We start from the raw sequence: 13,939 nt of genomic DNA, 5'->3' as shown, positions 1-13,939 counted from the left end.
GGCGTGTCCTTACGCGATCAACGGTTCTCGGGGCTGACGGCGTGACCGACAGCCCCCGACCTGTCCGACTCGGGACTCGACATGTCCCCCACGCTACCGGGCCGGCTCCCGCCGGGGCATCGGCTTTTCGGCGGCCCCTCCAGTGCCGATGCCGGTGACCAGGACAAACGACGGCAGCACCGGTCGGCAGGGCACAGGTTCACCTTGCGACTCGGCTCCGAGGGTCTTCATGATCTGCGGCCAGGCCCCCTTCTTCCACCAGTTCAGCTGACGCACCCTGATGGGATCCACCGGTCCCCATGTGTCCGGCATGTCGCGCCAGCTCAGTCCGCCCCGCAGCCGGTGCAGCATCCCGCAGAACTGCAGCCTGATGTCGTGGTCGCTCGCGAAGTGCCGCGCCGTGAACAGGGGACGGATCACGCTCAGGACCGACTCCCACTGACGCTCGGTGGGGTCGGGCGGAATCAGCATGCCGGTGCCGCGGTGCCATTCGGTGACGGGACAGCGCACTCCCGGCCGCAGCCCGTCCTCGAACGCTGCGGGACGCACGCGGACATCGAGCGCCTCGAAGAGGGCGCACGCCTGCTCCGGCGGCATCCCACCCTCGTCCACACTGCCGTTCCTGACTCTGTCGACGAGAGCGCTCGCCGTCGTACGTCCCCCCTCGTCACGGTCCAGCCACCGGAGGGCAACGGCCTTCTGCCGGTGCAGATCGTTCAACCGTTCGCGGATCTTGGCGGCGGCCGCCTCCATGATCTGCGGCGGGATACCGGCTTCGATCGATGCGGGCACCGAGTGCTCCAGCATCCGCTCGTGCTCGGCGATGGAACGGTCGAAGTCCTGCACGCGCCGCTCGTACGACGTGCGGTCCCCTGAGGCGGTCTCCGTCCAGTGGCACAGCAGCGCATCGACCACCGGTCCGTGATCCAGGATCAGGCCGACCACGTCGTGCAGAACCGCCGCGTCCATCTCGTCAGCCCGCAGGTTGCGGTCGCGGCACGTCTTGGCCAGGCGGCCCCGGCAGCGGTACACCCGGCGGTCCCCCTCCGTGGCCCCGGTGTACGTCTCCCCGCACTGCCCTGTGATCCGGCCGCTGAGAGGGTAGACGCGGTCCTCTCGGCGACCGTTCCGAAAGCCCGTACGGCGGAGCGCGACCATCAGTTGTCCGGCCCGGTCCTCGCTCAGAATGGGCGGAACACCAATCCTGAGCGCTGCTCCGTGCAATGGTTCGCCGGATTCCGTCCGTCGCGTCGTGTTGGGCCCGCCTGCCCGTCCGGCTTTCCGGTACGTCACATAGCCGTGATGGATCGTCTCCCCACTCAGCCGCGAACGAAGATTGGCCGCGCTCCAGGGAGCCCCGGACCGGGTGGACAGACCCCTGCGGTTCAGTTCGTCCGCCGCCTGCCGGCAATTCATGCCCGCCTCGATGAGCAGGGCCGCGGCCTCATGGATGACGGCGGCCTCCCGCTCGTCGGTGACCAGGATCGAAAGCGCCCGGCGTCCATCAACCGTCTGCACAGTGTCGGGGACGATCCGGTATCCGAACGGCGGCGGGCCAGCGGGCCATCCGCCGTACGAGATCGTCGACTCGCGTCCCGCCATGGTCCGCTGCCGGATCCGCCGCCACTCCAGGTCCGCGTAAGTCACCCAGCGCCGGAAGTCCTCCCATCCGGTCTCCGTGCTCGTGTCGATGCCTTCGCGCACGGCGATGATGTGGACTCCCAGATCAGCCATGTCCCAGGCCCACTGGTAAGCGGCCTGGGCCGTCCTGCCGATCCGGTCGACGCTCGCGACGATCACGCGCTGAAACGCGCCACCGCGAGCGTCATTCATCAGACGTTCCAGTCCGGGCCGTTCCTCACCGGTGCCCGACATCGCCTCGTCCACGTAGTCGTCCGCGAGTTCGACTTCCGGGTGATTCCGTAACCAGCTCAGGCAATCCGCCCGCTGCTCTTCGAGTCCGGATCCGTCGAGTTGCCCCTGGGTGGACACCCGCCGGTAGGTCACCACGACGAGTTCCTCTCCGGCCCGGGGCCGGAATGCCAGAATGGACATGTTCAGTCCTTCCGCGACTGTGCCAAGCCCGGGGTGGTAGGACACCGCCGGGATTCACACGGCCCCGGAGTTCCCGCTCCGGGGCCGTGCCATGTAGGGGTGATCGTAATTCGGACCCCTCATCGAAGTGTGCGCATCAGTAAATTCCCCCGGTTCCCGATATCACCTCTTTCTCGGAGGCAGGTCAGGAATGCTTGCTGTGCTCGGGGGTGAAGGCCACCGGGAGGTTTCTGAGGCCCCGCATGATGAGCCCGCCGCGCCAGCGCAGGTCGGCGGGGTCGGCAGCCAGGTGCAGATCCGGCAGCCGGGCCAGCAAGGTCGCCAGGGCGGTACGGGCTTCGAGGCGGGCCAACGGGGCGCCCAGGCAGTAATGGATCCCGTGCCCGTAGCCGAGGTGTGGGTTGGTGCCGCGGCTCAGGTCGAGCACATCAGGGTCGTCGAAACGGGCGGGGTCGCGGTTGGCAGCGGCCAGAACCACCAGGACGGGATCGCCCTTCGCGATGTCCTGGCCGCCGATCTGCAGCGGCTGGGTGGCGAATCGCCAGGTGGCCAACTCCACCGGCCCGTCATAGCGCAGCAGTTCCTCCAGCGCGGTGTCGAGGAACGCGTCGTCGCCCCGGGCGAGCGAGTCGGTCAGACGGTCGAACTGATCCGGGTTCCTCAGCAGTGAGTACGTGCCGTTGCCGATCAGGTTGATGGTCGTCTCGAAGCCGGCCAGCAGCAGCACGAAACACATCGCCGCCGCCTCGTTCTCCGTGAGGTGCTCGCCGTGGTCGGAGGCGCGGATCAGGCCCGAGATCAGGTCGTCGGCGCCTTCGTCCAGAGCGGCGCGCTTGCGGTGGATGAGGTCGACCAGATAGGCGCGGATCTTTTTGACGGCCCGGGCGACCCCGCCCCGTGGCCCCCCGCCGTGCCGGATCATCATGCCCGCCCAGTCGCGGAAGTCGTCCTGGTCCTCGCGGGGGACGCCGAGGAGGTCGCAGATCGCGTAGATGGGGAGGGGGAAGGCGAAGTCGTGGATCAGGTCCGCCTCGCCCTTCGCAGCGAAGCGGTCGATGAGGTCGTCCGTCAGCTCCTGGACACGGGGAGCGAACTCGGCGACGCGGCGCGGGGTGAAGGCCTTGGAGACGAGACGGCGCAGCCGGGTGTGGTCCGGCGGGTCGATGTTCAGGAGGTGGGTCATCAGCTCGGCCTTGCGCTCGCCGGGGATGCCCGTCTTGCCCTTGGCGTGGGAGGGCTCGTCGTGGTGCTCCGGGTTCTTGCTGAGCCGCTGGTCGGCGAGGGCCTGGCGGGCGTCCGCGTACCGGGTGACCAGCCAGGCCTCGACCCCGCTGGGCAGGGTCGTGCGGTGCACGGGTGCGTGCTCGCGCAGCCAGGCGTAGGCGGGGTACGGGTCGCTCGCGAACTCCCAGGTGAAGAGTTCGGGCATCTCGGCGGGGGTGGGGCTCTGCGTCACTCCTCGACCGTATCCGGGAGGCCTTCGGCGGCACGGACCGCGTCGCGGTAGGCGCGGGCGGCGGCGCGCAGGGCGGCCTCGGGGTCGACGCCGTCGGCCTCGGCGCGCAGGGCGAGGGCGAGGAGTTCGTAGCCGACGCCGGTGCCGGCGGGCAGCGGCACGTCGAGTCCGGCGGTGCGGACGCGGGAGCCGAGCTTCGCGGCGAGGGCGAGGCCGGGCTGGCCGACGGGGACGCCGTCGGTGACGGAGGCGCGCTGCTTCGCCTCGCCCTTGCGGCGCAGCCAGATCTCCCGGACCTCCTCCGGCGTCGCCGCGCTCTCGTCGCCGAAGACGTGCGGGTGGCGGTGGATGAGCTTGGTGACGATGCCGCCGGCGACGTCGTCGATGGAGAAGGGCTCGTCGTCGCCGGTGGCCTCCTCGGCGATGCGGGCGTGGAAGACGACCTGGAGGAGGACGTCGCCGAGCTCCTCGCGGAGCTCTTCGCGGTCGTCGGTCTCGATGGCCTCGACGAGTTCGTACGCCTCCTCGATGGCGTACTTGGCGAGGTCCTCGTGGGTGCGCAGCTGCGACCAGGGGCATTCGCGGCGGATGCGGTCCATGACCTGGACGAGGTCGAGGAGGCGGGCGCCGGGGAGGTCGTAGGAGCCGGGGAGCAGTTCGAGGGACGGCATCTGCTCGCGGCCGGACCCGGCGAGGGTCGCGAGGCCGTCGGTGAGGCGGCGGTCGCCGTCGGCGGAGGCGAGGACGACGACGGTGCGGCCGCCGTCGGCGCACCGGTCGACGAGCTCGCGGGCGGTGACGGCGGTGAGCCGGGGCTCGACGCCGGCCTCCTTGAGGTACGGCAGCTGCGGGTGGCCGGGGTCGGCGCACAGCACCTCGTCGGCGGCGCGCAGCACCTGCCAGGCCTGCCAGGACAGGAGTCCGGGGGCGACGCGGTGGCTGGTGGTGAGCAGGACGATGCGGCCGGCGGTGCTGGTGGTGTCGTTCACGGTTCGAACGTAACGCAGGGCGCCGGTGTCCGGTCAGGCCGCCAGGGGCCGGCGCGCGGGAAGGGCGAGTCCGGCGCCGAGGAGGGAGCCCATGAGGAGGCCGACGCCATGGTTGTTGGTCAGCAGGCACAGGACGAGGCCGGCGAGGGGGACGAGGGGTGCGGTCCGGCGCAGGAGGAGGTCGGTGCCGCGCAGTGCGTACCAGGTGGCGAGCGCGCCGACGAGGCCGCAGATCGCGACGGAGTCGCCGCCTCCGGTGGGGCTCCAGCCGGACATGCTGACGGCCTGCGCGGTGACTCCGCTGAGCGCGAAGATCATCAGCGTGCGGACGGGACCGAAGTGCCGTTCCGCGACGGGGGCGACGGTCACGAGGGCCGCCAGGTTGAACAGGAGCTGGAACCAGCCGGAGGACTGGACGAGCAGGGCGGTGCCGGCTCGCCACCAGTCGCCGTGCGGCTGCCGTCCCAGGGCGTCGATCACCCCGGGCGCGGCGAGTTGCGCGATGCCGAAGGCCACCATGACGGCGACGAGGAGTGCGGCGGCCCACGGGAGGGGTCGCCGCCATGCCCTCAGCAGCGCCTGCGGTGGCGAGGTCTCGCCGGTGTCCCGGGTCTCCTGGGTGTCCCGGTCGCCGAGGACCGCGATCGCCGCCAGCACGCGTACGCCGACCACGACGACGACGGCCGCGCACCCGTAGAGCATCTCGCTGTGCAGGTTCATGCGGGAAGCCTGTCAGAAGGGGCGCGGAGTCGGTGCGGGGGCGCGCTGCGCGTCTGCCGGGGGCGGGGGTTCGGCGTCTGCGGGCCGGTGGGGGCTGGTCGCGCAGTTCCCCGCGCCCCTGAAATGCATGCCCTTCGGGCGCATTTCCCCGATGAAGGCTGCGCGGCGAAGCCGCTCGCCTTCAGGGGCGCGGGGAACTGCGCGACCAGCCCCCACCGGGCCGCACCCGAAATCCCGCCCCCCGCGCGGCAGCGCCTACGCGGGCTGGGTCGGGGCCTGCTTCGTCACCTGGTTCAACCACGGCACCCGCGCGTCGGTCGCCTTGTTGCCCTTCGCGTCCCACGTGCCGTAGCGGGGGTTGAGCGAGACGCCCAGTTCCTTCGAGGCGTCGGCGAGGGCCTTGGCGAAGGCGGCCTGGCCCTGCGGGGTCTGCGGGTCGGCGCCGATCGCCTCGATGAGCTTGCCGGCCTCGACCTCGCTGCGCATCGCCTCGGTGAGCCGCTGCGGCGGGATGTTGAACTGCTGGAGGAACGCGGCCTTCAGCTGCTCGGCGCCGCCGACCTGCTTCTCGTACTCGGCGCGCTTGGCCTGGGTCTCGGCGCGGGTGACGGTGACGCCCGCGTCGGTGGCGGCGCGGTGCAGGACGCGGGTGCGCACCATCGCGTTGAGGGTGCTGCGGGTGAGGGGGCCGCTCTGGGCCACCGCCTGGCTGTACTGGGCGTCGCCGCGGGTGGCGGCCTGCTGGGCGTCGCGGACCTCGGTGACCCGGGCGTCCAGCTGGGAGACGGTGATGCGCTGGCCGCCGACGACGGCCGCGGCACCCGGGTGCGCCTCGTTCCCGCAGGCGGTGAGGAAGGGCGTCGCGGCGAGTGCGGCGGCGGACAGGACGAGCGCGGTGCGGCGGCTGTTGCGGCGGTGCAAGGTGGGCCTCCCTGCGAGCAGTTTGTGCTTCGGTGCACAAAGTCCGGCGTTGATCGATGTTAGGCAGTGACCGCGTGCTCGGCCACCTATTCGACAACGATTCGCAGGGAGTTGGGGCACTGAACTCCGCCCGGGCGGGTCAGCCGCGCACTTGTCCGAGCCATTGCAGGGTGCGGCGGACCTCGCCGGGGAACGGGTGGGCGGGCCCGTGGAGGCGCTCGGCGTCGTGCAGGAGGCGGACCAGGGTCTCCTGCGCGGCACCCCGGTCGCCGACGGCGAGCAGCAACTGTCCTATGCGGCGGCGCACTTCGAGGGCGAGCCGCATGTCGGTCGTCGCGTACTGGTTCTCGTAGTACGGAAGGAGGGAGCGGTACTCGGCGAGGGCCGCGGCCGGTTCGCCGAGGGCTTCGAGGCACTGGGCGACCTCGTAGCGGAACTGGAGCGACTGCGGGTCGGCGTGGCCGGCCTCGGAGGCCCGCTCGTCGGCGAGCCGGCGCAGCTCGGGCAGGGCGCGGCGGTACTGGCCGTCGTCCATGAGCGTGGCCGCGTACTGCTTGCGCAGGGTGCGGACGACGGGTGAGTGCTCGCCGTGCTGGGCGGCCGCGGCGGGCAGGATCGCGCCGAGGATGTCGACGGCCTGGGTGATGCGGCCCTCGCCGAGCAGCCGCTTGACCTCGTCGACGGCGCGGGCGACGTCGGGGCGCTCGCCCTGGACGTCGGCGCCGGCGGGCTGCGGTGCGGGGGTGAGGGCGCGGTCGGGCCAGGGGGCGTGGGGTCGCAGGAAGGGGCGGGTGGGGTCGAGGGGGCGGCCGGTGGGGACGCCGCGGGGCGGGAGCAGCGGCAGCAGTTCCTCGTAGGTCTGCTGGGCGGAGGCGGGGCGGTGCTGCGGGTCCTTGGCGAGCAGGCGCAGGACGAGGCCTTCGAGCGCCTCGGGCACCTCGGGGCGCAGTTGGCGCAGCGGGACCGGGGCCTCGTAGAGGTGGCGGTGGAGGATGCCGAGGGCGGTGGTGCCGGCGAACGGGACGTCACCGCTGAGCAGTTCGTGGAGCAGGACGCCGAGGGCGTACAGGTCCGTGTACGGGCCGACGGCGCCGCCCATGGCCTGCTCGGGCGCCATGTAGGCGGGGGTGCCGATGGGCGAGCCGGTGTGGGTGAGGCGGGTGGTGTCGGTGTCGAGCACGGATGCGACGCCGAGGTCGAGGACGGTGAGGGTGCCGTCCTTCTTCACCATCACGTTGCGCGGCTTCAGGTCGCGGTGGACGATCGGCACGGCGTGCACGGCGGACAGCACAGCGCACAGCTGGGCGGCGACGGACACGGCCCACGGCCAGGGGTAGGGCGTGTGCTCGGCGAGGTGGTCGGCGAGGTCGGAGCCGTCGATGTACTGCATGACGAGGTACAGATCGCCGTCCTCGCTGCCCGCGTCGTGCACGGTGACGAGGCCGGGGTGGTCGACCTGGGCGGTGACGCGGGACTCGCGCAGGAAGCGGCGGCGCAGTTCCTCGGCCTCGGCGCCGGCGACGCGGTCGGGGCGGACCAGCTTGACGGCGACGCGGCGGTCGAGGCGCTGGTCGTAGGCCGTCCAGACCTGGCCCATGCCGCCCTGGCCGATGAGCGTGGACAGTTCGTACCGTCCGGCGACGACGCGGCCGCCGGTCGTGGGCAGTGCGGTCACCGGCCGCCGTCCTGCTGGCGCAGGTAGTCGCTCAACTCGTCCAGCTCGGCGCGGACCTGGTCGATGCGGTGCGGGGGCTGGCCCTGCTCGCCCTGGGGCTGCTGGGGCTGGGGCTGGACCGGCGGCGGCGTCGGGTGCGCGTGCTGCGGGGCGGGGTGCTGAGGGGCGGCGCCGAGGGTCTGGTGCGTGGCGAAGCCGGTCTGCGACACGGTCGGGTGGGTGTACGGGGGCTGCGGGGCCGGCTGGTGCTGCACGGGCGGGTAGCCGTAACCGACGGTCTGGGCGGTCGGCGGGTACGGGGCCGGGAGCGGCGTCGCCTGCACGCGGCGCACGTCGAAGACGACGAAGTACACGGCGGACGCGGCGCCGATGATCAGGATCGCCGCGAGCGCGACATCGGTGCGCCGGTCCGTCTCGGGCAGCGAGCCGACGACCGCGAACAGGGCGAAGGTGACCGGCAGCGCGACGCTCGCGAGCACCCAGTCGAGGGTCCGCTTGCGCAGGTAGGCGATCCGGAACAGCGGGACCGAGGCGAGCAGGCCGCAACTGAGGACGGACAGTGCGGCGAACAGCACGCGCATGGCGACGACCCCGCCATCGGTGCGCGGGGGCGGTGCGGCGCCGGGCCCGTACATAACTGCTCCTGGATCGCTCGTGCTGCTTCGTACGACGAGCGTATCGGCCCCTTCGGACAACGTGACCCCCGTCTACCGAACCGATGTCGGGGCCGCCCTTGTGGTGCCGGTCATTCCGGATCGGCGGCGTGCCCGGGAGCCGGGTCGCCGGACGGGTCGAGGGTGCCGTCGGTGAGGCCGTCGTGGAGGCCCTGGACGAGCTGTTCGCCCAGGCGGGCGGCCTGGCGCAGGGCGTCCTCGAAGGCGGCGAGGGCCTTGAACCGGGCGCCGTAGCGGGCCTGTTCGGGGCGGGGCAGGCGGGGCAGCTGGAGGCGGCGCACGTCGAGCCGGGTCGCGGTGGAGGCGTAGCTGCTGGCCTGGCGGTTGTTGGCGGTGGAGCGCAGGAAGCCGGCGAGGAACCAGGGGTCGAGGGCGGCCGGGTCGGGGCGCAGCAGAGCGAGGCCGCGGCCGAGGGCGGCGCCCGCGGTGGCCTCGTCGACGACGCGGGCGGTGGCGCCGCCGCCGACGACGGGCACGACGACGTCGCCGGCCTCCAGGAGGACGGGGTCGTCGTCGCCGGTCTGGGTTCCGGAGGGCGCCGTGCCGGTGAGGACGTCGTGGTCGGTGAGCACGGGTACGCGCGCGGGGGCGCCCGGGGTTCCTCCGGTGGCGGCGGTGCGCAGCGACAGGGCGCCCGCGCGGGCGAGTTCGCCGATCGTGGTCTGCGGCCAGCGCACGGGGGCGGGCGCGGGGGCGCCGGGCTTCGGGGTGAGCTCGGTGGTGAGGCGGAGGGTGTCGGCGAGGTCGGCGCGCACGGTGCGCAGTTCGGCGGCGCCGCCGGTGCCCGCGGCGGGCGGGGGAAGGCGGCGGGCGGGGGTGAGGTCGACCTCGTCGTCGAGCAGTTCGATGACGGGGACGGAGCGGGCGAGTCCGGGGCGTTCGGCCAGCGCGCCGTCGCGGTCGAAGGCGTGCCAGGCGTCGAGGACGACGTCCTGGACGGCGGTCCAGGCCTGCTTCTCGCGCATGTCGCCCTCGGCGGTGCCGGTGGTGTCGACGAGGAGGAGCTCGGGGGCGGCGGGGGCGGCTGCCGTGGGGCGGCGCAGGACCCACAGGTGGAGCGGCACGTTGTTGGGCGGGACGGCGCCGGCGGGCAGGGCGATGACGCCGCGCAGGGCGCCGCGGCGCAGCAGGTCGGCGCGGATGCGGCGGCCCGAGCGGCGGGAGGCGACGGCGGGCGGCATGAGCAGGACGGCGGAGCCGCCGTCCTTGAGGCGGGCCAACGCGTGCTGCACCCAGGCCAGTTCGGACTCGGTGCGGGCGGGCAGGCCGTACTCCCAGCGCGGGTCGTAGGCGAGCTCCTCGTGGCCCCAGCCGCGCTCGTTGAACGGCGGGTGGGCGAGGACGACGTCGGCGCGGACGTCGGCGAGGGCGTCGGCGCGCAGGGTGTCGGCGGCGGCGGTGCGGACGGTGGGGGCGGCGTCGGGGGCCTCGCGGCCGTCGAGCGCGAGGCGCAGGGCGGTGAGTGCGGCGAGTTCGGGGGACGCGTCCTGGCCGTAGAGGCGGCGGGCGGGGCCGGTGCCGTGGCCGCGGGCGGCGTGCAGGAGGGCGCCGGTGCCGCAGGCCGGGTCGAGGACGGTGCCGCCGCCCTCGGGGCCGGTGGGTCCGGCGAGGGCGGCCATCAGTGCGGCGGGGCCCGGCGGGGTCAGCGTGTACTGCCGGGGGTTGGCGTCGAGGTGACGGCCGAGCAGGAAGGCGAAGGCGCGGCGGGCGCCGAGCTCGGCGGCGAGTTCGGCGGTGCCGCGCAGGAGGGGGATCGAGGGGCGCAGGTCGGCGGGGCGCGGGGTGGCGACGGCGCGCTCGGTGGCATGGCCGAAGCGCGGGGTGAGGACGCCTTCGAGGGAGACGGAGAGCCCCTCGGCGAGGACCTCGTCGTCGGCCGTGGCGCTCAGGGCGAGCCATTCGGTGGGCCGGTCGTGGACGAGGAGGAGGGTGGCGCCGGCGTGCAGGAGGGCGGTGACGGGGCCGGCGGGGTGTCCGGCGAGCTGCTGCCAGACGCGCTCGCGCAGGGGGACCTCGGCGAGCTTGCCCTGGGCGCGGAGCCAGTCCTCGACCTCGGCGAGCGCGAAGGAGGGGCTGGTCTCGGTGCCGCCGACGGGCTTGGGGAAGTCGGCGTGGCGGCGCCGCCAGTTGCTGACCGCGGCGCGGCCGACCCCGGCCAGCCGGGCGATCCCGGCGGCCGTCACCTCTGTCGCGTTCTCCTGCACCGGGCTCGCTCCCCTCGTTCGCGCGCGCGGGCCCAGATGCCGCGTACGTGTGGAGCAGACCCTACCTACTTCCACGTAAGAAGCGCATTCACAGCTGTGTTCACGATGAAAACCGTGAACGCGGTTGACTCGGTTCACAAAGAATGGTGTTCTTGACCCAGCCAACCGCCGGACGATCGGAAAGCCGGGGGGAGGTTGGCGTCTCTCATCACGGAGGAACCCATGTCCCAGACCCAGCAGCAGCCCCAGTACCCGCCGTTCCAGCCGCAGCAGCCGCAGCGGGCCGCGCGCAACGGCCTGGGGACGGCCGCGCTGATCCTCGGCATCATCGGCGCCCTGTCCGGGCTGATCCCGATCATGTTCTGGCTGGCCGGCATCCTCGGCGTGATCGCCCTGATCCTGGGCCTGTCGGGCCGCGGCCGGGCCAAGCGCGGCGAGGCGACCAACAAGGGCGTGGCGCTGGCCGGCGCGCTCCTCGGCCTGGTCTCCCTGGGCCTGTCCGTCTTCGGCGCGTACACGACGTTCAAGGCGGTCGACGACGCGGTCGACGAGATCAACAAGTCGGTGTCGGACACCGGGGCCAAGGGCACGGACAAGGCCGGCAAGGACGACAAGGGTTCCGGCGCGAAGGACGAGGCGCCCGCCAAGGGCAAGGCGCTCGACGCCGGCGACTCCGTCATCTACGACGACGACCTGACCATCACGGTGTCGAACGCGGTGACGTGGAACCCGAGCGAGTACGCGGCGGGCCACACCAAGGGCAACCACGCCTACAAGGTGACCGTCACGGTCGAGAACAAGACGAAGGCGAAGTTCGACTCGACCCTGCTGACCGCCGAGGCCCGCGCCGGCAAGGACGGCGTAGACGCGGAGCAGATCTTCGACGACAAGGTCGGCACGGGCTTCAGCGGCTCGATCCTGCCCGGCAAGAAGGCCACGGTCGTCTACGGCTTCGACGCCCCAGCGGACGCGAAGAACCTGACGGTCGAGGTGTCCCCCAGCTTCGAGTACGACGCGACGCACTGGGACCTGAAGCTGTAACCGTCCCGGTCACCCGGGGGGAGGGTGCGGCGCGTGCTCGCTCGGAGCGCGCGCCGCACTCCTGTGTCCGCGGACGCTCAGAGCGTGTGCCGCACCCACACGTTGGGCTCGACGTACACGGCGTATCCCCGCTCCGGTTCACAGTGCACGGGCACCAGCGCCCCCGGCACCTCGACCGGACCCGCCGCGTCGAACGGCAGCCCGGTCCACGTCCGCCACTCGTCGGTCGACGCGGACACGGTCATCGAGGCGGGCGCCACCTTCACGACCGTCCCGCCCGCGCGCACATGGACCCGCAGCCACGGATCGTGCGGCAGCCCGTCCGACTCCCGCACCCGGTACGCGTACTCGCTCATCGGCGCCGCCGGTTCCCGGTGCTTGGCACTCGGCCGCACCGGGGCGACGACCTCACCGAACCCCTTGGCCCGCGCGTTCTCCCGCATGGCCGCGAGCACGACCCCGGACAGCCCGCGCCCCTGCGCCTCGGGCACCACACTGATCTCGATGGCGCTCACGGTGTCGGCCACGACCCCGTGCCGCAGATCGGCGAACGCCCACTGCAGCACCCGGTCCCAGCCCCGGTCCGGCAGCTCACCGTCGCGCCCCGCGCCGCGCAGCGCGAACGGCACACTGAACCCCTTGGCCACCACGGCCCCCGCCGGATCCGTCGCCACGAGCACGAACTCGGGCAGCTCCGCCGCGATCCGCCCCATGAACGACCACGCGACGGCGTCGTGCTGCACGTACACCGGCCAGGTGTCCGCCATCGCCCACATCGCGTCGAGCAGTTCCGGCCGCTCGGCGAGCGTCGTGATCGTGAGATCGTCCTGGGCGGTCATGGTCGTACGTCCTTCGGCGACAACGGCACCCGGCGGTCGGATGACCGCCCGAAGGTAGCGGCCCCCGAGCCGCCCGGCGAACCCTTTTTCCGCTCACTCGTTTCGGCGATGCGCCCCGGAAACCGGCGAGTAGGCTGAAATCGACGCGCCAGACCGCGACGGCCGGGCCTGACCGCTTGACCCTGCCCCTGGCGTCAGGGTCGGACGATCCCGCCATGACCACCGAGAACCCCGAAGCCATCCGCACCGTCGTCGTCACCGGTGGCGGCACCGGAATCGGCCGGGCCACCGCCCACGCCTTCGCCGATGCCGGCTGCCGCGTCGTCGTCGTGGGCCGCAGGCCCGGTCCGCTCGCCGAGACAGCCGCGTACGCCCCGGACCGGATCGAGCCGCTGGCCGCGGACCTCACGTCCGAGGACGGCCCTGCGGACGTCGTGACGACGGCCGCCGGCCCGAGCGGCCGGATCGACGTCCTCGTGAACAACGCGGGGGTCACCAACTCCGAGTCGCTGGAGTCCTATTCGCGCGACTCCGCACACGACCTGCTCGCAACCAACCTCGTCGCCCCCACCCTGCTCACCCAGGCCGCGCTGCCCGCCCTGACCACGGCCGGCGGTGTCGTCGTCAACGTCACGACCGCCATCGGTCAACGTGGCTGGCCCGGCAACTCCCTCTACGCCGCCGGAAAAGCCGCCCTCGACTCGCTCACCCGGAGCTGGGCGGTACAGCTCGCGCCGCGCGGCGTACGGGTCGTGGCGGTCGCCCCGGGCGCGATCGAGACACCCATCGCCGACCACTCCGCGTTCACACCGGCCGAGCGGGCCGCGATCCGCGCGTGGCAACTGGCGCACACCCCCTTGGGCCGCGTCGGCCGCCCCGAGGAAGTGGCCGGCACGATCGTCCATCTCGCCTCGCCGGACGCCTCGTTCGTCACGGGCGTGATCGTCCCGGTGGACGGCGGCGCCGTCGTGGCCTGACCATGCGGGGATGAGCACGACGCACGCACTGCGCATCGGGGAACTCGCGACGGCCACCGGCACCACGGTCCGCGCGCTGCGCCACTACGAGCAGGCGGGTCTGCTCACGTCCGAGCGCGCGGCCAACGGATACCGGTGGTTCGCCGCCTCGGCCGTCACCCGCGTCGCGAACATCCGCCTGTTCCTGGACGCCGGCCTGACCGTCGAAGACGTGCGGGTCTTTCTGCCGTGCCTGGACGGCGACCTGCGGGCACAGGAGCCCTCGGCGGGCTTCCTGCGCATCGCCCGCGCCCGGCTCGACGTCATCGACCGCCGGATCGCCGCACAGACCGCTGTCCGCGACCGCCTGGCCGAAGCCCTGCGGACCGCGGAACCCGCCGGCTAGCCC

Annotated in this window: 12 protein-coding genes; 3 read left to right on the top strand and 9 right to left on the bottom strand. The window is 72.9% G+C overall.

Annotated features, from left to right (window positions below; genetic code table 11):
* Nucleotides 1-93: 93 nt before the first annotated feature.
* The 8 genes from IAG42_RS20845 to IAG42_RS20810 all read right to left on the bottom strand — a co-directional run bounded on the left by IAG42_RS20845 (nt 94) and on the right by IAG42_RS20810 (nt 10,694).
* Nucleotides 94-2,055, bottom strand: a complete 1,962-nt coding sequence (locus IAG42_RS20845; protein ID WP_188338480.1) for a recombinase family protein — start codon at nt 2,053-2,055, stop codon at nt 94-96.
* 184 nt (nt 2,056-2,239) lie between these two features.
* The gene (locus tag IAG42_RS20840; RefSeq protein ID WP_188341514.1) at nt 2,240-3,484 is read right to left on the bottom strand and encodes a cytochrome P450 family protein; all 1,245 of its coding nucleotides are present in this window, start codon (nt 3,482-3,484) and stop codon (nt 2,240-2,242) included.
* A gap of 23 nt (nt 3,485-3,507) precedes the next feature.
* Entirely contained in the window at nt 3,508-4,500 is a 993-nt protein-coding gene (locus tag IAG42_RS20835) for a nucleoside triphosphate pyrophosphohydrolase (protein WP_188338479.1), read from the bottom strand.
* Nucleotides 4,501-4,533: 33 nt separating this feature from the next.
* Nucleotides 4,534-5,220, bottom strand: a complete 687-nt coding sequence (locus IAG42_RS20830; protein WP_188338478.1) for a rhomboid family intramembrane serine protease — start codon at nt 5,218-5,220, stop codon at nt 4,534-4,536.
* 255 nt (nt 5,221-5,475) lie between these two features.
* Nucleotides 5,476-6,141 (bottom strand): SurA N-terminal domain-containing protein, encoded by a 666-nt coding sequence (locus tag IAG42_RS20825; RefSeq protein ID WP_188338477.1) that lies wholly within the window; start codon nt 6,139-6,141, stop codon nt 5,476-5,478.
* A gap of 139 nt (nt 6,142-6,280) precedes the next feature.
* A complete protein-coding gene (locus tag IAG42_RS20820; RefSeq protein WP_188341513.1) occupies nt 6,281-7,807 on the bottom strand; it encodes a serine/threonine-protein kinase in 1,527 nt (508 codons plus the stop codon).
* 5 nt (nt 7,808-7,812) lie between these two features.
* Complete coding sequence (locus IAG42_RS20815; RefSeq protein WP_188338476.1) at nt 7,813-8,451, bottom strand: hypothetical protein; 639 nt, start codon at nt 8,449-8,451, stop codon at nt 7,813-7,815.
* 110 nt (nt 8,452-8,561) lie between these two features.
* Nucleotides 8,562-10,694, bottom strand: a complete 2,133-nt coding sequence (locus IAG42_RS20810) for an N-6 DNA methylase (RefSeq protein WP_188338475.1) — start codon at nt 10,692-10,694, stop codon at nt 8,562-8,564.
* Between the two features lie 222 nt (nt 10,695-10,916).
* Between IAG42_RS20810 and IAG42_RS20805 the strand changes: the two genes are divergently transcribed.
* Nucleotides 10,917-11,735, top strand: a complete 819-nt coding sequence (locus IAG42_RS20805) for a DUF4190 domain-containing protein (protein WP_188338474.1) — start codon at nt 10,917-10,919, stop codon at nt 11,733-11,735.
* 77 nt (nt 11,736-11,812) lie between these two features.
* Here IAG42_RS20805 and IAG42_RS20800 read toward each other — a convergent pair whose 3' ends face one another.
* The gene (locus IAG42_RS20800; protein ID WP_188338473.1) at nt 11,813-12,574 is read right to left on the bottom strand and encodes an N-acetyltransferase; all 762 of its coding nucleotides are present in this window, start codon (nt 12,572-12,574) and stop codon (nt 11,813-11,815) included.
* Between the two features lie 215 nt (nt 12,575-12,789).
* Between IAG42_RS20800 and IAG42_RS20795 the strand changes: the two genes are divergently transcribed.
* Nucleotides 12,790-13,551 (top strand): SDR family NAD(P)-dependent oxidoreductase, encoded by a 762-nt coding sequence (locus IAG42_RS20795; RefSeq protein WP_188338472.1) that lies wholly within the window; start codon nt 12,790-12,792, stop codon nt 13,549-13,551.
* A gap of 28 nt (nt 13,552-13,579) precedes the next feature.
* Complete coding sequence (locus IAG42_RS20790; RefSeq protein ID WP_188341512.1) at nt 13,580-13,936, top strand: MerR family transcriptional regulator; 357 nt, start codon at nt 13,580-13,582, stop codon at nt 13,934-13,936.
* The last annotated feature ends 3 nt before the right edge of the window (nt 13,937-13,939 follow it).

The sequence above is a fragment of the Streptomyces xanthii genome, assembly GCF_014621695.1.
GTDB lineage: Bacteria > Actinomycetota > Actinomycetes > Streptomycetales > Streptomycetaceae > Streptomyces > Streptomyces xanthii.
This window is presented reverse-complemented; position numbering and strand designations above follow the sequence as displayed.